Origin of the sequence: Rhodococcus sp. PML026, from assembly GCF_000963615.1 — a bacterium.
In the GTDB taxonomy this organism is placed as follows: Bacteria; Actinomycetota; Actinomycetes; order Mycobacteriales; family Mycobacteriaceae; genus Rhodococcoides; species Rhodococcoides fascians.
This window is the reverse complement of the sequence record NZ_KQ031371.1, coordinates 166,062-185,152: the sequence shown is the minus strand read 5'-3', so window position 1 is coordinate 185,152 and position 19,091 is coordinate 166,062. Positions and strand designations below refer to the sequence as shown.

Genomic DNA, 19,091 nt, shown 5'->3' with positions numbered 1-19,091 from the left:
TTTCCGGGCGACACGCCGGTACGGTGGACAGCAGAGCGTCCAGTTCGTAATCTGATCGAGACCTCTCCGACGTTTGGTTTGTGATCTGTCACGTGCAGACTGCGTCGATTTCGGACCGTGTTCACGTCCGCGCCCAGCTGAGCATGGGTATCGTTCGGTTCCGGTCACTTTTCCAACCGCCACTCCAGCTGGAATGGCATATGTCAGGACGGAGAGTCGCTTTCCGTGGCGATATCGAGAACCACCCGAGTTCTACGGCTAGTAGGTAGCTCGGTGACCACAGCCGTTGCGGCCGCGTGCATCATGGTGGTGCCGATCACGACGGCGACCGCCGATCCGGGCTTCGGCTCGGCTTCCGACGCGCAGGCGAAGCTGGCGGAGCTGTCCCGGGAGTCGGAACAGACCAACGAGTCGCTGCACAACGCGCAGATCGATCTCGACGCTCGGGCTCGCGAGCAGCTCGATGCGCAGACCGCCGTCGATGCCAGTCGGGCGGCCCTCGACGCCGCCCAGTCGCAGCTGGCGCAGCTCAAACCCGCCATGGACAAGGTGGCCAATGTCAACTACCAGGGCGCTCGCACCAACCGGTTGTTCGCGGTCATGGTCAGCGACTCCCCGCAACAGTTGCTCGACCAAATGTCGGCCCTCGATGTCATCTCCGCCGAGACAGCCGGTCAGGTAGCTCAGTTCCAGCAGGCCAGCGCGGATGCATCCGCAGCAGAGCAGGCCGCCGCGACCGCCGCAGAACAGGCCAGAGTCGCCGCCGAGCAGGCCAAAGCGGTCAGCGACGATCTGCAGGCGAAGCAGAGTGAACTTCAGGGCCAGATCGCCGAAGTCATGGCCGCGTACAGCGCGCTTTCCTCGTCCGAGCAGCTGGCTCTCGCGGGATCGGCGCTTCCCGAAGGTTTCGACCCCTCCACGATTCTGAAGAACTTGACGCCGGGCTCCGGTTCCAGCGCATTGCAAGCCGGTCTCACACAGATCGGCAAGCCGTACGTCTGGGGAGCGACCGGCCCCGACGGTTTCGACTGCTCCGGGTTGGTCGTCTGGGCCTACAAGCAGGTCGGAAAGACGTTGCCGCGGTCGAGTCAGGCTCAGGCTGCCGGCGGAACTCCCGTCGATCAGAAGGATCTACAGCCGGGAGACGTCGTTCTGTTCTACCCGGACGCATCACACGTCGGTATCTACGCCGGTAACGGCAACGTTCTGCATGCCTCCACCTTCGGGGTACCGGTGAAGGTGCAGTCGATGGCGTCGTTCCCGTTCTACGGGGCCCGTCGATACTGACTGTGCCGCGAACGACGACTGACGCCTGAATGAGCGGTACGGAACGGCCGTCCGTTGTCCACGCTCTCACCGCGTCGGGGCGGGCGCGATGGGCGGCAGTCCTGGTCGTTCTGGCAGTGGCGTCGACGCTGCTGTTGGTTCATCGTCACGACGGTCCTGCATCGGGAGCGGCGACATCGAGCGCATCGACTTCGTCCGATCCGTCGGCCTCCCAGAATCCGCCGACCTACGACGAGCAGCGCCGCGCTGAAGTGACCCAGCTGCTCGAGCGCTGGGCGGCTGCCCTCCGTTCCGGCGACGAATCGGCGCTGCGTGGGTTGCTCGACCCCCTCGCGGATCCGACGTTCGTGGATGCGCAGGTTCGCCGGGCGACTGTCGTTCCGACGGTTCCTTTCTCGGACTTCGACTACGAGATCGGTGACGAACCCGAGACCCCCGTGCCGTCGTCGATTGCCGAGCAGCTGGATGCCACCGATGTGTGGGCTCCACCGGTGTACCTGCGATATGCCGTGCAGGGCCCGGATGCCTCTCCGACCCGCCGGCCGGTTTCGCTGGTGGTCGCCGAACGCGACGGCCAGTGGCGACTGGTCGACGACGCCGACTTGCCGACCTACCGTCGCCACACCTGGCGCGGTCCGTGGGATTTCGGGCCCGTGACGATGCGCTCGGTCGCCACTGCATCCGGCACGTCGGTGGTGTTGGGACATCCCGACCGTGAGCAGTTCGTGGCAGATGTGGCCGCCGAGCTGCCCGCGGCGACCGCTGCGGTCACCGACTTCTGGGGAGCCGACTGGGCCCGGGACGGACTGGTGTTCGTCAGTTCGACGGCCGAGGAGTTCGACGAATCGACGGGGTCCTCGCCCTCGACGGACGTGGCTGCAGTGACCGTGTCCGACGCCGTGGCCGGCGGGTCGCGTCCGACGGGTCAGCGGGTGGTGTTCGGTCCCGATGCCGCGTCGCGGCTGTCTCCGTTCACTCTTCGTTCGGTGCTTCGGCACGAGTTGACGCATGTGGCGGCGCGGGCGAAGACGGCGGAAGGCACCGCGTTGTGGGTGGCGGAGGGTTTCGCCGACTACTCCGGGTATCGCAGTTCCGGTGCCGACTTCCGGCAGCTGGCACCTACTCTGGCATCGATCGTGGCTGCCGGTGGCCCGCCGACCGTGTTGCCGAAAGACGAGGATTTCGGTGCAGGCGGCACCCGCTCCAACGTAGCCTACGAGTCCGCCTGGTCGGTCTTCGCGTTCGTGGCCGACCGGTACGGCGAGTCCACGTTGCGCAGGTTCTACGAGGCGCTGGCGTCCGGACCCGGGTCGGACGGAGTCGTCGACGCAGCGATCACCTCGGTCCTGAGTCTGAGCCGAACCCGGTTCGTCGCGGAGTGGGGCAACTGGGTGGCCGCCCGGTCACGCTGACCCGGACGTGCGCGTCGTCGACACGAGCTGTCCGATCGGGAGCGCTACGGTTGTCGTCATGCGTCGTACTCTTCTGGTGACGAACGACTTTCCGCCCCGGCCGGGCGGAATCCAGTCCTATTTGCACAGCTTCGCCTCGCAGTTGCCCGCCGACGAGCTCGTGGTCTACGCGCCGCGGTGGCGTGGTGATTCGCACGTGAAGTTCGATGCGAAACAACCCTTCGAGGTCATCAGGCATCCGACCACGTTGATGCTGCCGACTCCGTTGGTGGCTCGCCGCGCAGCGCGCATCGTGAAGACCCGAGGGTGCGACTCGGTGTGGTTCGGTGCCGCGGCCCCGTTGGCGGTGATGTCGTCACACCTGCGCAGAGCCGGGGCGGATCGCATCGTGGCGAGCACGCACGGCCACGAGGTGGGGTGGTCGATGGTGCCCGGTGGTCGCGCGACGCTGCGCACCATCGGAGAGAACACCGATGTGGTGACCTACGTGAGCAAGTACACGCGGAGCCGATTCAGCTCGGCGTTCGGGGCGTCGGCGGCACTCGAGCATCTGCCGCCGGGGGTCGACACCGATCGCTTCGTGCCCGACGATGCCGCGAGGACGGAGCTACGTGCTCGGTACGGCCTCGGTGACCGACCGACGGTTCTGTGTCTGTCGCGGCTGGTGCCGCGCAAGGGCCAGGACTTCCTGATCCGGGCGCTACCGGAGATCCGGCGCGCGGTGGACGGGGCGGTTCTGGTGATCGTCGGCGGCGGTCCGTACGAGAACACGTTGCGCGAACTCGTTCGCTCCACCGGGATGGAGCAGCACGTGGTGTTCACCGGGACGGTGCCGTCGGCGGAACTGGCTGCCCATCACACGATCGCCGACGTGTTCGCGATGCCGAGCCGCACCCGAGGCGCGGGCCTCGACGTCGAGGGGCTCGGAATCGTCTACCTCGAGGCGTCGGCCTGTGGCGTTCCGGTGGTTGCCGGGATGTCGGGAGGCGCTCCGGAAGCTGTGCAGCACAACAAGACCGGGCTCGTCGTCGACGGGACTTCGGTGTCGTCCATCGCCGACGCGATCGTGACGCTCCTGTCCGATCGAACACTGGCGACGCAGATGGGCAACGCCGGTCGGGCATGGGTCGACGCGGAATGGCGCTGGGACGTGCTGACGGAGAAACTGCGGTCACTGATCTGACCGGGCGGGCCGCTCGCACCACGGCTCACGCCACGCGTGTCACCTCGCGTAGATCGCCTCGATCTCGTCGGCGTACGCCTTGGTGATGACATTGCGCTTGAGCTTCATCGTCGGCGTCAATTCGCCGCTCTCCTCCGAGAAGTCGTGGGGGAGCAGGCGGTACTTCTTGATGGATTCCGCGTGCGAGACCGACTTGTTGGCGTCGGCGACGGCGGCGTCGATCTCGGCGACGAGATCGGGGTCGGCCTGCAGATCCGCTGCGGTGGCGTCGGAGTCCTTGCCGTGTGCGGACTTCCACTTGTCGAACGCATCCGGATCGAGGGTGATGAGGGCACCGATGAAGGGCTTCTGGTCACCGACCACCACGGCCTGACTGATCAGTGCTCCGGCACGAAGGTGATCTTCGAGGCCCGCGGGGGAGACGTTCTTGCCGCCGGCGGTGACGATCAGTTCCTTCTTGCGGCCGGAGATCGTGATGTATCCCTCCTCGTCGACGGATCCGAGATCGCCGGTGCGGAACCACCCGTCGTCGAGGGATTCCGCGGTCGCCTTCTCGTTTCGCCAATATCCGTCGAACACAACGGGTCCGCGTAGTTGGATCTCACCGTCGCCGGCGATGCGGACGGTGTTCCCGGGTAGCGGGCGTCCGACGCTGCCCACACGTTGGAATCCGATGGTGTTCACCGCGAACGCCGCAGTGGTTTCGGTCAGGCCGTAGCCCTCGTAGATGGTCACGCCGATGCCGCGGTAGAAGTGGCCGAGTCGCGCTCCCAGTGGTGCGCCGCCCGAGATGGCAAGTTCGCACTTGCCGCCGAGAGCGGTCCGCAGCTTCGCATAGACCAGCTTGTCGAACACGAAATGCTTGGCGCGCAACACGATCGACGGGCCACCGGAATCCTGCGCCTGGCTCCACGCCACTGCGCACTCGGTCGCGAGATCGAAGATCTTGCCCTTGCCGTCGCTGTGTGCCTTCTGCTTCGCAGTGTTGAAGACCTTCTCGAACACGCGCGGCACGGACAGAATGAAGTCCGGTCGAAATGTCCCGAAGGTCGCGACCAGGTTGGGAATGTCGTTGGTGTGGCCGAGGGTGACTCCGGCATCGAACGACGCGATACTCACCGCGCGAGCGAGGACGTGCGCCATCGGAAGGAACATCAACGTACTGCGGCCCTGTGTCAGAAGAGCTTTCAACGACGTCTGGCGAATGCCGCGAGATTCCGCAAGGAGGTTCGCATGCGTCAATTGCACACCTTTGGGGCGGCCGGTAGTGCCCGAGGTGTAGATCAACGTGGCCGGATCGGACGAGCGAAGTGTCGAGACTCGTTCGTGCACAACGTCTTCGGAGACGTCCGCGCCGTTGTCGATCAGAGCCTGCACTGCGCCCGTGCCGGAAGCGTTGTCGATCACGAACGTTCGACGTACCGACGGCGCCGCAGCTACGACGGCTTCTGTCTCCCGTACGTGCGCGTCGTTCTCGAGGACCAACAGAACCGGCTCGGCGTCTTCGAGAATCCACTCGACCTGGCCCGCCGACGACGTCTCGTAGATCGGCACGGTCACTCCGCCCGCGGCCCAGATCGCGTAGTCGATGACCGACCACTCGAATCGCGTGGACGACATGAGCGCGACGCGATCGCCCTGCTCGATACCTGCCGCGACGAGGCCCCTGGCCACGTCGACGACCAGTCGCTCGAATTCTGCGGCACCGACATCGGTCCATCGGCCGTCGTCGAGCCGACGGAACACCACGGCATCCGGCGACGTCCGAGCGCGGGCGAAGACGCTGTCGACAGCGGAGTCGGTGTCCGCGATGTCGTACTCGGCGGAAACAGTGAACTCGCGCACGGGATTACCTCCGGATCGAACGGGTTGGAGAAAGTCGATAGCTCGGCTTCACAGATACTCTAGACCCAGGGCGCGCGGTCCCGAATGTGCCTCGGCGGTCCTGGTCTCGGACCCGATATGTGAAGCTCTGACGATGAGCAGTATTCAAGTTGCGGATCAGACATTCGTGGCAGCGCCCGGTGCGGCGGTGGCGCAGGCGTTCGTCTCGCCGGAGCGGTGGCGGCGGTGGTGGCCGGACCTGTCGCTGACCGTGACCGAGGATCGCGGCGAGAAGGGCATTCGGTGGTCGGTCCGCGGCGGCGTCGTCGGAACGATGGAGCTGTGGCTCGAGCCCGTACTCGACGGCGTGATCGTCCACTACTTCCTGCACGCCGAGCCGGCCTCAGCAAGTGAGTCGGCCACCGAGCAGCATGCGCGTCGGGTGGCCGGCCGCGCCATGACCTTCGAGCTGAAGCGGGAGCTCGAGGCCGGGAGGTCAGCGGGCGAGGCACCCCACCACGTAGCGTCGAGTTCAGCTCCCGAATGAACCGCGCGGTACGGTCGGCCGGTTCGCGTTGTGCGTCGGCGGTTCGATCGTGTGAGATAGGCCTGCCGCGGGTTACACAGCAGGCAGCGAACGAAGCGGATCGAAGTACCCGAGAGGAAGCGGACCAGTAGTCATGGCGGAGAAAACCCAGAGGTCGATCGTCGTCGAAGCCCCACCGAGTCGGGTCATGGACGTCATCGCCGATTTCGACGCGTATCCCACGTGGGTGTCCGCCGCGAAGTCCGTCGAGGTCCTCGAAGTCGGTGCGGACGGACGGGGAAAGCGGGTCAAGTTCGTGCTCGACGCCGGAATGGTGAAAGACACGTACGAACTCGAGTACGACTGGGCGGCGGACGGCAATTCGGTGTCGTGGAATCTCGTCTCGGGCGAAATGCAGAAATCTCAGAACGGGTCGTACTCGCTGCGTGAGACCGGCAACGGCACCGACGTGACGTACGAGCTCACTGTCGATCTGAACATTCCGATGATCGGCCTGTTCAAGCGCAAAGCAGAGAAGGTCATCACCGACACTGCGCTCAAGGAATTGAAGAAGCGGGTCGAAGGCTGACCGACGCTCGCCCCGAACCCCGCACCACGGTATCGCTGTTCATCGGCAAAGGTGGCGCGGGGAAGACCACCCTGGCGTCTGCATCGGGTCTTGCGCTCGCGGCCTCGGGCCGGGAGGTGCTGATTGCCTCCCTCGACCAGGCGCACTCGCTCCGCGACGCCCTCGGCGCACAAGGTGACACCGACCAGGACTCGGGCATCGGAGCGGTTGCTCGGAACCTGGACGTCGTCGAGATCGATACCTCGCGGCTGCTCGAAGAGCGGTACCGCGGTCTGGGTTCGATGCTGTCGGTGGCTTCGGCAGGCCACGAACACGGCGTGAGTTTCGGCGCGATCGAGCCGGAGGAGCTGATGGGGTTCCCGGGTATCGAGGAGCTGTTGGGATTGCACGAGGTGTCCCGGCTCGTCGACGAAGGTCGTTGGGACGCAGTGATAGTCGATCTTCCGGCATCGGGGGATGCGCTGCGAACACTGCAGCTGCCCGACACCGTCTCGTCCTATTTCGAGCGCGTGTGGCCGCGCCACGATCGCATGGTCGCCGGCACCGGAACCGACGTGCGGCTCACGCTCGTGGTGGCCATGATCGAGCGGATCCTCGGACAGATCGAATCGGTCCGGGCGCTGATCACCGATCCCGAACGGACAGGGGCAACCGTGGTCCTGACCCCCGAGCACCTGTCCATCGTCGACGCCGAACGCACGCTCTCCGCAGCGGCTCTGTTCGGCGTTCGCGTCGACCGACTGCTGGTGAACCGGATGCTCCCGGCCCTCAATTCCTCGTCGATCGGTCTGGTCGGAGCTCATCCTGCGGTGTTCTGGTTCGAGCGATGGCGGGCCGCGCAACTCGACGCCGTGGCCGAACTCCGACGACGCGTCGGCGCGGTTCCGATCGTGGAGGTGGAGCACTGTGAAGTGGAACCGGTAGGGTTGGGCCCCTTGCAGGATGTGGCCGAGCACCTGGCACCGCACTCCCTCGAACGACGTGCGTCGAGCCCGGCCGGTCGACCGTCGGTCGAACTCGAGTCGGGGAGCGGACTCGAATCCGTGTACGCGATGAGAATGCTTCTGCCGGTAGTCGATTCGACCACCTTGGGTCTGGGGCGAGTGGAGGACGACTTGATAGTGAGTGCCGACGGTAGGCGGCGACGCGTCACGTTGGCGTCGGTGTTGCGTCGGTGTATTGCCGATTCTGCGGAACTCGACGGCCCGTTCCTGGTGGTGCGTTTCCGACCCGACCCCGATGTGTGGCCGCTGTGAGCGGCCGAGCCATGACCGTAAGAGCTGTGAGCGGAGAGACGCTGTGACGGCCGGGCATTCGGAGTTGGGCGCGGACCTGCTGGCGTTGGCCGACACCGTCCTGACACGTCTCGAGCCCATCCTGCGCCGAGTTGCCGAGACACAGCAGGACCGCGATCAGCAGGGCTGCAGCTGGTGCCCGGTGTGTGCGCTCGCGGCGTTGGTGCGCGGTGAACGGCACGATCTCGTCGAACTCGTTGCCTCGGAAGGGGCCGTCGTCGTCGCACTGCTACGCCAGTTGTTGATCGACCACACCGCGCCGGGCACCGAACACGCCGCTGGGGGTAGCAGCGAGCCAGGTACCGAGTCGACCGCGTCCGCTGCCGACCGGGTCGACGCCGACGCGGACGTGTCGGAGGACACCTCTGCGCCGTCCGTTCGTCGACCGGCGTTCGTACCGATTACCGTTCGGGTCAAGGAGTGACCATCGCCGTGGGGGGACGGCCGAGGAAGGCATGAACGAATGAAGCGTCATCATCAGCGATTGACGGTCGGGATCGACGTGGGCGGCACGAGCCTGCGCGCCTCGGTTGTCGACGCGGACGGTCAGGTGCTCGACTCGACCGCAGCACCCACGCCCCACACTGCTCGTGCACTCGAGCGTGGTCTCGACCGCGCCGTGCAGGAGCTGGCCGGCAGGCACGACATCGCTGCCGTCGGTCTGGCGGTGGCGGGTTTCATCGATTCCGACCGCACGACGGTCCGGTTCGCTCCGCACCTGCCGTGGGTCGACACGCCGGTCGCAACCGAGATGAGCGAACGCATCGGACTACCGGTCCTGCTCGAACACGACGCCAACTCCGCCGCATGGGCGGAATACCGTTTCGGAGCGGCATCGGGTGGCCGCAACGTGGTGATGGTGGCGATCGGAACGGGAATCGGTGCGGCGCTGCTGATCGACGGCCGAATCTATCGAGGGAGCCACGGGGTGGCACCCGAACTCGGTCACATTCAGGTGGTGCCCGACGGACGCGCGTGTCCCTGCGGCAAACGCGGGTGCTGGGAACGGTATTGCAGCGGTACTGCACTGGTGGATACGGCGGTGGAGTTGTTGGCCGCAGACCCGTCGTCCTCGACGAGGTTGGCGCGCGAGGTCTTCCTCGATCCCGGCTCGTTGACCGGGCGTCGGATCGCGAGCGCCGCGCACGACGGCGACTCGATCGGCCGACGCACCATGGAGGATTTCGCACACTGGCTCGGCGTCGGACTCTCGATGGTCAGCGATGTGTACGACCCCGACCTGATCGTGTTGGCCGGCGGTGTGGCCACTTCGTCGAGCCAATTCCTCGCTCGTGCCACGGACAAGTACGCCGAGCTCGTCACCGGCGCGGGGCATCGCCCGCTGGCACGGATTCGCAGCACCGAACTGGGCGAGGCCGCGGGGATGATCGGTGCGGCCGAGCTCGCGCGAGCACAGTTCGTTACCACCGCACGATGACGGTCCGGACCGACGCCGTGTGATGTCGCACGACGACTCCTCGTCGATGTGGCTGGTGTCATAAACCCTGGGTACAGTTCACTACGCGGCACGGTTCGAGAACGCACGGCCGCAGTCGGTTCGCCTCGCGCGAGCCGGCACACCAACGATTGCCGACCATGATCAGGGAGCACGTCAATGTGGTACTGGCTGTTCAAATACATCATCGTGGGGCCCCTGCTCATTGCCCTGGGTCGGCCCACGATCGAGGGTGCGGAGAACATTCCGACGCACGGCCCGGTGATCCTGGCCAGCAACCACAAAGCGGTTCTCGATTCGTTCTATCTTCCGCTCAAGACCCCGCGGCGCATCACCTTCCTCGCCAAGAGTGAGTACTTCACCGGCTCGGGTCTCAAGGGTGCGTTCCAGAAGTGGTTCTTCACCGCGGTGGGTCAGGTGCCCATCGACCGCACCGGAGCCGACGCGGCACAGGACGCACTGAACGCCGGGGCCCGCGTGATCGAAGCCGGCAAGGTGCTCGGTATCTACCCCGAAGGCACCCGGTCGCCGGACGGCCGGCTCTACAAGGGCAAGACCGGAATGGCGCGCCTGGCATTGCAGACCGGCGTTCAGGTGGTGCCGGTCGCCATGATCGGCACCGAGAAGATGAACCCGATCGGTTCGCGCGTGTGGCGTCCGGCAAAGGTCACCATTCGCGTCGGCAAGCCCATCGACTTCTCCCGGTTCGAGGGAATGGCAGGCAACCGATTCGTCGAGCGCGCCGTCACCGACGAGGTGATGTACGACCTGATGCTGCTCTCGGGCCAGGAATACGTCGACGTGTACGCGGCCTCGCTGAAGAAGGTTGCGACACCCGAAGATTCGGCTCCGTCCGCGCGCCGTATCCCCGACTCGAAGGCCAGTTGACGACGGCGGTCAGTGAACCGCGGTGTCGCTTTCCTTCGGGGTGACCCGAGGCGAGAGTTTCACGGCCGCGACGGCGACCACAGAGACCAGAGCCCACCACACGTAGGCGGACGCGGCGAACTGATCGACCAGCGGCCAGTCGAGTCCACTCCATCGACCTTCACCGAGTTTCCAGTGCGGTGCGTACACCATGATCGCCAGTCCGACGGCAACCAGAGCGAGTAGCAGTGCGCTTCGACGGCGGTATCCGACGGCGGCCAGCACCAACGCGAACGGTACTGCCCACACCCAGTGGTGTGACCAGGAGACCGGCGAGACCAACAGGCCGAACATCGCGTTCACGGTCAGCGCCAGGGCGATCTCACCGGCGGCGAACGCTTTGCGCATCGCGATTCCCGCAGCGAGCAGTACTCCTACCGACAGCGCGATCCACAGAATCGAACGGGGGAACTCGTCCATTCCGAGGCGGGCCAGTACACCTGTGATGGACTGATTCGCCGGGTACGCCGGGCCGCCGATCCGATCGGAATCGATGATCGTCTCGGTCCAGTATTTCACCGAGTCCGACCACGTGAGCGCAAACCCGAACGCTGTGAACACCGCGAAGCTCAGTGCCGATACCACCGCAGCACGAAAGTCTTTGCGCAGCAAGAAGAACAAGACGAAAACTGCGGGAGTGAGTTTGACGGCCGCGACCAGACCGATCAGCACACCTCGAGGCCACGGAGTCTTCTTCGGCAAGCAGTCGAGCGCGACGAACATCATCAGAACGATGTTGATCTGCCCGTAGTTCAACGTGGACGTGACCGGCTCCAGTACGAGGACGGACACCGCGAACACCGCGCCAGCACCCCACCACACGAGCGTGCGAGGGCGAACCCCCAACGAGATCAGCGTGAGCACAACGGTCGCCAGCAACGCGAGCATGGACAACGACGTCACCGTCATCGACGCGGCGTACAGCGAGACCTTCGAGAGCGGGCTGAACAGAGCGGCAGCAATCGGGGGATACGTGAACGGCAACGTGGTACCGGTCGCGATGGGAGGAAGCTGGCCGTACAGATCCCCGCCCCGAGCGAACACCTCACCGCCGAGCCGGTAGACATCGAGATCCAGTCGGTAATGCTCACCCAACGTTCGCAGCCCGGGAAACCCGTTGAGATGGAAGAGCACACCGACCGCCGCGGCGACGACAACGACGACCCTGCTCGACGCCACCGCCCAACGCGGCCACCGGCGTCGCGTCGGGCCGGCAGGCTCCGACGCTTCGGCGACCGGACGGTTGGTGTCGGACGAAGTCACAACGTTCCCTTTCAGGGCTTGTTCGGCTCGGTTCTGCGGTGTGTGGGGGACGTGCCGGGGCACGCGCTAGGGTGAGCCGCGTGCGCTACTTCTACGACACAGAGTTCATCGAGGATGGTCGCACAATCGAGTTGGTGTCGATCGGTGTGGTGTCGGAGGACGGTCGCGAGTTCTATGCGGTGTCCTCCGAGTTCGACCCCGAGCGGGCGGGCCGGTGGGTCCGGCGCAACGTCTTACCCAAGCTGCCACCGTACTCGTCGCCGTTGTGGATGAGCCGATCCCGAATTCGCGACGAACTGCTCGAATTCCTCGTTCCGCACTACGGTGCCGAGGTCGAATTATGGGCATGGGTGGCGGCGTACGACCACGTGGCGCTCTGCCAGCTGTGGGGATCGATGACCGAATTGCCGCGTTCCCTGCCTCGATTCACCCGTGAGCTCCGTCAGCACTGGGAGGATCGCGGCAGTCCCGAGCTTCCCGCGGTGCCCGACGACGCCCACGATGCCCTGGCCGACGCGCGCCACAATCTGGCCAAGTTCCAGGCGATCGAGGAGTACTCGTACCGCGGTTGAACACCCGTTGTCCTGCGGTGACGGCGGTACGAATATCCTGTAGCGGTGAACTGGACTGTCGACGTACCCATCGATCGCTTGCCCGACCTGCCGCCGCTGTCTCCGACACTGCGCACTCGATTGGACGACGCGTTGGCCAAGCCGGCTGCGCAGCAGCCGCAGTGGGATCCCGAGCAGGCCGGCGAGATGCGCAAGGTGCTCGAGAGCGTTCCGCCGATCACCGTCGCAGGTGAGGTCGAGGCGCTGTCGGACAAGCTCGCTGCCGTCGCCCGCGGCGAGGCGTTTCTGCTTCAGGGTGGCGACTGCGCCGAGACGTTCGTCGACAACACCGAACCGCACATCAAGGGCAACATTCGCACGCTGCTGCAGATGGCCGTCGTACTCACCTACGGGGCGAGCATGCCGGTGGTCAAGGTCGCGCGCATCGCCGGCCAGTACGCCAAGCCTCGCTCGTCGAACATCGATGCGCTCGGCCTGCAGTCCTACCGCGGCGACATGATCAACTCGCTGGTGGCCGACGAGAGCGTGCGCGGCCACGATCCGTCACGGCTGGTGCGCGCTTACGCCAACGCGAGTGCGGCGATGAACCTGGTTCGGGCACTGACCGGAGCCGGGATGGCGGACCTGCACAAGGTGCACGACTGGAACCGTGAATTCGTCGCGCAGTCACCCGCCGGAGCACGCTACGAGGCGTTGGCCGGGGAGATCGACCGCGGCCTGCGGTTCATGGACGCCTGTGGCGTCTCCGACCCCAATCTGCACACCGCCCAGATCTTCGCGAGCCACGAAGCACTCGTCCTCGACTACGAACGCGCGATGCTGCGGCTCGACAACACCGACGATCACCCCAAGCTCTACGATCTGTCGGCTCACTTCCTGTGGATCGGCGACCGCACTCGCCAGCTCGACGGCGCGCACATCGCGCTCGCCGAACTGATCTCGAACCCGATCGGGCTCAAGATCGGACCCACCACGACCCCCGAGATGGCCGTCGAATACGTCGAGCGCCTCGACCCGACCAACAAGCCGGGCCGCCTGACGCTGATCTCGCGCATGGGCAACGGCAAGGTTCGGGACATCCTGCCCGCCATCATCGAGAAGGTGCAGGCCACCGGACACCAGGTGATCTGGCAGTGCGACCCGATGCACGGCAACACACACGAGGCGTCCACCGGATACAAGACCCGGCATTTCGACCGCATCGTCGACGAGGTGCAGGGCTTCTTCGAGGTGCACAACGGCCTCGGCACCCATCCGGGCGGAATCCACGTCGAGCTGACCGGTGACGACGTCACCGAATGCCTCGGCGGAGCCCAGGACATCTCTGATCTCGACCTGGCCGGGCGCTACGAAACTGCCTGCGACCCGCGACTGAACACTCAGCAGAGCATCGAGCTGGCATTCCTCGTCGCCGAGATGCTTCGCGGCTGATCGCCGGCACCGCCCTGGCGGGTCAGGGCAGCGGTGGTCAGGGCAGTGAGACGACCATGACCTCGGAGTCCGGTTCCACCCGTGAACCGGCTCCGGGGCTCTGGGAGATGACCAACGAGCCGTCCGTGTCGACCACCTGACGAACATCGATCGTCAGTCCCAGCGAGTCCAGAGTCGTGCGTGCGGATCCCACCGAACGGCCGAGGAGCGACGGCACGGTGACTGCCGTCGACACGTCGAGGACGGCGGTGGTGCCGGACTTGACGGTCTGGCCGGCCTTCGGATTCGTGCCGATCGCTTTTCCGCCGTCGGTGTCCTCGTCGAACGTCTCGCGGACCTCGTCGACGGTGATGCCGACCGATTCGAGAGTCGTCAGTGCCTGATCGACGCTCTGTCCGCGGACGTCGGGAACCTGCACCGGCGGTGCACCTTTGCTGCGCAGCACGGTGACTGCGGCACCGGTGTTCAACACCGTTCCCGGCGGGGGATCGAGCGCCGCGACGCCGCCGATCGGTGCGGTGGTGCTGAATGCCTCGCCGCCGTCGACCGGGGTGAAGGTTCTGTCGCGCAATTGCTGCTGCATGTCTTCGACGGAGGCGTCGGAGTCGATGGAGGGGACGGTCGGGCTGCCCAGTGAGACGAGCAGGAAGACGGTGTCGCCCTTGGCGATTCGGGAACCACCGACGGGGTCGGTGCCGATGAGCAGATCGGTCGAGACGGTGTCGGAGTACGTTCCCCGAACCGTTGCTTCCAAGCCCGACGCTTCGATCGCGCTCGTGGCACCGGTGGTGTCGAGACCGTCGACCATCGGAACTGCGGTGTATCGGCCCGAGCCCATCCACCAGCCGCCGAAACCGACCAACACGGCCAGCAGTGCAACGACCACCAACCAGACGACGATGGCCCGCCGGGACCGTTGGCGATCGGCGGCGAAGTCGGGAAATTCGTAGTGTCGCCGGCCCAGGGGTGCCGCCGGCTGCGGGTCGTCCGGTTGCGGTTCGTACTCGATTTCGCGGGATGTCGGTGACGTGACCACTCGGGTGTGGTGCACGCCGTCGGGCGGTGGTACCGGGGGAGCGCTCTGCACCACCTGGGTGCGGGTGGGCGGCTGTCGATCGCCGGCGACTGTCGTCGGTGCGCCCGCAGCCGCCGAGCTCAGGTGCTGTGCCGAACGCTGGGGAGCGGGCACCCGGTACGCGGGAAGTGCCAGCGCCGACGCGGCGGTGCGCAGCGCGCGGGCCATGTCGTCGGCGTTGCGGTATCGGTGTTCCGGGTCGCGGACGGTGGCGTGTTGGACCACGTCGTCGAACTGTGGTGGCACGCCTGCGATGAGGGTCGACGGGAGCGGAACGTCGTTGTCGATGCGCTGGTAGGCGATGGACAGGGATGTGTCGCCGGTGAACGGGGTGCGTCCGGTGAGCAGCTCGAACAGTACGATTCCGACGCCGTAGACGTCGCTGCTCGCGGATGCGGAGCCGGTGGTGACCTGTTCGGGGGACAGATACGCGGCCGTGCCCAGAATCACACTGCTCGAGGTGACGGTGGATGCGGCGACGGCTCGGACCAGCCCGAAGTCGGCGATCTTGACGTCTCCGTCGTCGCTGATCAGGATGTTCTCCGGTTTGATGTCTCGGTGCACCAGACCGGCGCGGTGTGCGACGGCGAGAGCTTCGAGCACGGGGCGAACCACGGCGACTGCGGCGTGCGGCGGCATGGGCCCGCGCTCCCGCAGCAGCTCGCGCAGCGTTCCGCCCTCGACGAGCTCCATGACCAGGAATGCGTGATCGCCGTCCCGCCCGTGGTCGTACACGGCCACCAGGCCGGGGTGGCTCAGCCTGGCCACCGCGCGTGCCTCGAACTCGAATCGCTGAACGAACTGCGGGTCCTCGGCGAACTTCGGATCCATGATCTTCACCGCGACAGGTCGGTCGAGCCTGGTGTCGAGTCCGCGGTAGACCGTCGACATTCCGCCCCGTGCGATCGGTGCGTCTATTCGATATCGACGATCGAGCATCGAACCCGGTATCACCGAACCTCCCCTCGTCGTCCTCGATGTGTCCGCTCGAAATCCGGACGCCTGACGACGATGGTATCGGCGCCGTGGGAGCTCACCGACGATCGTGGTTCGTGTCTTCGGTCTCCGTGGCGGGCCGCGTCACTTTTGAAGTCTGGACGCCGGACCCGTTAACGTTACCCGCGTGAGTGCCATTCCCTACGCCGACGACGTGCTCGATCCGTCGGTTTCTCTGCTGCAGTTCGCCGACGTCGCCAAGATCCTGGACGTCCCCAAGACGCGCGTCGAGCAGCTCGTGCGGGATCGTCAGCTGTTGGCTCTCAAGCGTTCCCGCGTCCCCGGCGTGCCCGAGCAGTTCTTCGATACGACCAAGGGCGAAATCGTCAAGGGTCTGCCCGGCCTGCTGGCGGTGCTGCACGACGGCGGCTACGAGGACGAAGAAATTCTGCGGTGGTTGTTCGCCGAGGACGACAGTCTGCCCGGCACCCCGGTCGCAGCGTTGCACGGTGACCTGATGCGCGAAGTGATCAGACGCGCTCAGGCAATGGCCTTCTAGCAGCTGGAACAGCGGTCGTCAGCGGACCGTGGCGCGCTTCCAGCCGGTGACGGCGAACTGCGGCAGCGCGACGCGTGCGCGCGTCCACTGCGGCACGGTCGCGCGCTGGGAAAGCACCCGGTAGCCCTGCGCTTCGACCTCGTCGAGAATGCGGCCGTACAGAATGGACGCCGTTCGCATGGACGGACGCACTCGCGGATCCAACATGTCGATCCCGGCGTCCGACGTCCGGTAGATCGACCGGGTGACGGCGATCGAGTGGGCGAGGGCGCGGGTGACTCTGGCATCGACCGAGCCGGTGGTCCGGCACCACCGCAACAGATCCTCGTCGACCCCGAAGGCCGCCAGTTCGTCGGTCGGGAGATAGATGCGGTCGCGGTCGAGGTCCTCACCTATGTCGCGGATGAAGTTGGTCAGCTGAAACGCCTCGCCCAACGCCGCAGCCGACGGCTCCGCCTCGGCTCGCGGAACCACCGTTCCGAGAATCGGCAACATCTGCAGTCCGATGACTGCGGCCGATCCGTACATGTACTCGTTCAACTGCTCCATCGTTCGGTACCGCGAGACGAACATCGCGCTGCCCGGGATGTCCATGCGCATCGAATGCATGAACGCGAAAAAGTAATCGTGGGGAATCTCGTACCGAGCGACCGTGTCGCACAATGCGCTCAACACCTGATCGGATGTGCTGTCGGACAGCGGTTTTCCGGCCAAGGCGTCGCGCACCCGGGATTCGATGATGTCGAGTTCGACGATTCTGCGGGCGTTCAGTTCGTCCGAACCGACCGCGATGTCGGTGCCCTCGAGGTCGACGATGTCGTCGACCATCCGAGCGAAACCGTACAGAGCGTGCACGGCTGCGCGCTTGTCGACGGGCAACAGTCTGGTTGCCAGAAAATAGGTCTTGCCGTGCTGGGCGTTCAGTTCGCGGCAGATGCGATACGCCTCGTGCAGAGCAGGATCGATGTCGGTCAGTTCTCTCGATACGCGGGCACTCATGGCGCGGGACCTCACGGTGTGGCGTCGTCTTCGGTGGAGACGGGCGCGGTCTTGGGGGCGTTGGGTACGGCACGGTGTTCCCGGGAGCGGTCCGATCGCAAACGCAACGGGTCGACTCGGGTCAGCGCCAGCGCGGCAACGACTGCAGCGAAAACTGCGAGGGCCACGTGCACGAACGTGTACAGGCCGATGGATCCGTCGGGTTGGAACACCAGCATCAGCCAGGTCGACAGGCCGGTGAGAACCATCAGAGTTCGGCGGGACAACGCAAAGCCGGCCGCGATCGCCAACGGCCACGAGTAGTACCAGGGCAGCGCGGCGGGGGAGAGAACGACAGTGGCGACAAGAGCGATCAGGATGCCCTTGACCGCGTCCCGCTCGGATCGGCGGCCCAACCACCACGCCCCGGCCAGGATGACCACCAAGGCGATCGCGCACAGCAACCTGGTGACGTCGAGAACCGGTCCGAGACGCAGATCGAGGAACCACGAGGTGCTGACGGTCACCAGATGCGCGAGGATCGTCGGCAGTGACAGCCAGTTGATGATCTTCGCCGAGCCGGACAACGCCGTGAGCCAGCCGATGCCGACTCCGGCGATCACGGACGCGACGGCGAACACCGCGACGAAGACGGCCGCTCCGATGCCCGCGGTCTTCGTGAACGCCAGAATCGGTGCAGGCGGTGTGCGGCCTTCTTCGCGCGCCTTGTCGCGGAGGTGCAGCATCCAGATCCACACGAGGAACGGCAGAGCGAGACCGGCAGTTGCCTTGATGGCCACGGCGATCGCCACCAGCGCGATGCCGGCCACGTGGCGACGCTCGAGCGCAAGCACGATGCCCGCGGTCATCAGGCCGACCATGAGCAACTCGTTGTGCACTCCGCCGATGAGGTGGATCAGCACCAGGGGATTGAGCACGGCGAGCCACACCGCCGTTGTGGCGCGCCCGCCCAGATGGGTGGCCAGTCGCGGGACGGCCCACATCATCAGAGCGAGCCCGGGAAGCATGGTCAGGCGAAGCAGCATGGTTCCGGCGATCACATTGTCGCCGGTCAGGCTCGTGATGCCGCGACCGAGGAGAAGGAACAGCGGCCCGTACGGGGCAGTGGTCGTGGTCCACACGTTGCTGACGTTGTCGAGCAGGATTCCCGGATTGGCCACGGGCCCAACGGCATACGGGTCGAAGCCGTCCCGTAGCAACGCACCTTGAGCGAGGTACGAGTAAGCGTCGCGGCTGAACATCGGCACCGACAGCAGCAGCGGTGCCGTCCACGCGGGCACGATCCACCGGAGCTCGCCCACCGTGGTGCGGCCGTGCAGCGTGGCTCTGCCGAGCCTGACCCAGGCGGTGATCATCAACAGCACACCGGCCCAGACGATGACGGTCGACAGCACGAAGCCGTGGCCGAATCGCAGCCACGACAGATGCATCTCTTCGAGCAGAGGGTCACGACGGCGCACGCTGCCCGCGCCGAATCCACCGAACATGATGCAGACCGCACCGAGAACCCCGAGGATCGCTGCTTTGCCCTCGGGACTTCGCAGGAAGTTTCCGGTGGTCGTCAGTCTCGACGGATGCCGCGCAGGCACCGGTGCAGACCCGTCCGACGAGCGCCCTTCGGAGGTGGAGTGCGACGAAACCGAAGACATTGCCGCCTGCTCCTCCTCTGCTGCGAGTCGTGTGTGTCGAGATGTGGCTCCGCGCCGACGCGTTCTCGCTGTCGGCCGAAGGATCATGGTCGCAGCAAAGATCGCGAC

General features: G+C 65.8%; 17 protein-coding genes. 12 read left to right on the top strand and 5 right to left on the bottom strand.

Features of this window, described 5'->3' with window-relative positions; translation table 11 throughout:
• Positions 1–303: 303 nt before the first annotated feature.
• From VF34_RS08430 to VF34_RS08420, 3 genes are read left to right on the top strand one after another with little or no spacing between them, the layout of a single operon-like run.
• Positions 304–1,287 (top strand): C40 family peptidase, encoded by a 984-nt coding sequence (locus tag VF34_RS08430; protein ID WP_080731736.1) that lies wholly within the window; start codon positions 304–306, stop codon positions 1,285–1,287.
• Positions 1,288–1,316: 29 nt separating this feature from the next.
• Entirely contained in the window at positions 1,317–2,699 is a 1,383-nt protein-coding gene (locus VF34_RS08425; protein WP_045841256.1) for a membrane protein, read from the top strand.
• Between the two features lie 58 nt (positions 2,700–2,757).
• On the top strand, positions 2,758–3,882 hold the full coding sequence (locus VF34_RS08420; RefSeq protein WP_032374362.1) for a glycosyltransferase family 4 protein: 1,125 nt from the start codon (positions 2,758–2,760) through the stop codon (positions 3,880–3,882).
• Between the two features lie 39 nt (positions 3,883–3,921).
• Here the strand turns inward: VF34_RS08420 and VF34_RS08415 are convergent, their stop codons facing one another.
• Positions 3,922–5,727: an AMP-dependent synthetase/ligase gene (locus VF34_RS08415; protein WP_032370297.1), complete on the bottom strand. Its 1,806-nt coding sequence runs from the start codon at positions 5,725–5,727 to the stop codon at positions 3,922–3,924.
• A gap of 133 nt (positions 5,728–5,860) precedes the next feature.
• On the opposite strand from VF34_RS08415, the gene VF34_RS08410 reads away from it, so the two are divergent.
• The 6 genes from VF34_RS08410 (at position 5,861) to VF34_RS08385 (ending at position 10,460) form a co-directional block, all read left to right on the top strand.
• Positions 5,861–6,253 carry a polyketide cyclase / dehydrase and lipid transport gene (locus tag VF34_RS08410; protein WP_032370298.1) on the top strand — a complete coding sequence of 131 codons (393 nt, stop codon included), beginning with the start codon at positions 5,861–5,863 and terminating at the stop codon, positions 6,251–6,253.
• 133 nt (positions 6,254–6,386) lie between these two features.
• A complete protein-coding gene (locus tag VF34_RS08405) occupies positions 6,387–6,821 on the top strand; it encodes an SRPBCC family protein (protein ID WP_027497370.1) in 435 nt (144 codons plus the stop codon).
• Positions 6,797–8,077: an ArsA family ATPase gene (locus VF34_RS08400; protein ID WP_329955295.1), complete on the top strand. Its 1,281-nt coding sequence runs from the start codon at positions 6,797–6,799 to the stop codon at positions 8,075–8,077. Before VF34_RS08405 ends, VF34_RS08400 begins: the two co-directional genes overlap by 25 nt.
• 43 nt (positions 8,078–8,120) lie before the next feature.
• Positions 8,121–8,540 (top strand): hypothetical protein, encoded by a 420-nt coding sequence (locus VF34_RS08395; RefSeq protein WP_032374360.1) that lies wholly within the window; start codon positions 8,121–8,123, stop codon positions 8,538–8,540.
• A 39-nt stretch (positions 8,541–8,579) separates the two neighbouring features.
• A complete protein-coding gene (locus VF34_RS08390) occupies positions 8,580–9,554 on the top strand; it encodes an ROK family protein (RefSeq protein WP_027497367.1) in 975 nt (324 codons plus the stop codon).
• A gap of 177 nt (positions 9,555–9,731) precedes the next feature.
• The gene (locus VF34_RS08385; RefSeq protein WP_032374359.1) at positions 9,732–10,460 is read left to right on the top strand and encodes a lysophospholipid acyltransferase family protein; all 729 of its coding nucleotides are present in this window, start codon (positions 9,732–9,734) and stop codon (positions 10,458–10,460) included.
• Positions 10,461–10,469: 9 nt separating this feature from the next.
• Here VF34_RS08385 and VF34_RS08380 read toward each other — a convergent pair whose 3' ends face one another.
• Positions 10,470–11,678 (bottom strand): glycosyltransferase 87 family protein, encoded by a 1,209-nt coding sequence (locus VF34_RS08380; protein ID WP_230595334.1) that lies wholly within the window; start codon positions 11,676–11,678, stop codon positions 10,470–10,472.
• A 164-nt stretch (positions 11,679–11,842) separates the two neighbouring features.
• On the opposite strand from VF34_RS08380, the gene VF34_RS08375 reads away from it, so the two are divergent.
• Both VF34_RS08375 and VF34_RS08370 read left to right on the top strand, forming a co-directional pair.
• Positions 11,843–12,334: a polyadenylate-specific 3'-exoribonuclease AS gene (locus VF34_RS08375; RefSeq protein WP_032370301.1), complete on the top strand. Its 492-nt coding sequence runs from the start codon at positions 11,843–11,845 to the stop codon at positions 12,332–12,334.
• 45 nt (positions 12,335–12,379) lie between these two features.
• Positions 12,380–13,765 (top strand): class II 3-deoxy-7-phosphoheptulonate synthase, encoded by a 1,386-nt coding sequence (locus VF34_RS08370; protein ID WP_027497364.1) that lies wholly within the window; start codon positions 12,380–12,382, stop codon positions 13,763–13,765.
• A gap of 37 nt (positions 13,766–13,802) precedes the next feature.
• Here VF34_RS08370 and pknB read toward each other — a convergent pair whose 3' ends face one another.
• The gene (pknB, locus tag VF34_RS08365; RefSeq protein ID WP_045841361.1) at positions 13,803–15,779 is read right to left on the bottom strand and encodes a Stk1 family PASTA domain-containing Ser/Thr kinase; all 1,977 of its coding nucleotides are present in this window, start codon (positions 15,777–15,779) and stop codon (positions 13,803–13,805) included.
• Between the two features lie 184 nt (positions 15,780–15,963).
• On the opposite strand from pknB, the gene VF34_RS08360 reads away from it, so the two are divergent.
• Positions 15,964–16,335: an Rv2175c family DNA-binding protein gene (locus VF34_RS08360; RefSeq protein ID WP_027497362.1), complete on the top strand. Its 372-nt coding sequence runs from the start codon at positions 15,964–15,966 to the stop codon at positions 16,333–16,335.
• Between the two features lie 18 nt (positions 16,336–16,353).
• Here VF34_RS08360 and VF34_RS08355 read toward each other — a convergent pair whose 3' ends face one another.
• Entirely contained in the window at positions 16,354–17,334 is a 981-nt protein-coding gene (locus tag VF34_RS08355) for a phytoene/squalene synthase family protein (protein ID WP_032374358.1), read from the bottom strand.
• An 11-nt stretch (positions 17,335–17,345) separates the two neighbouring features.
• Positions 17,346–18,983, bottom strand: a complete 1,638-nt coding sequence (locus VF34_RS08350; protein ID WP_032374357.1) for an alpha-(1->6)-mannopyranosyltransferase A — start codon at positions 18,981–18,983, stop codon at positions 17,346–17,348.
• Positions 18,984–19,091: the final 108 nt, after the last annotated feature.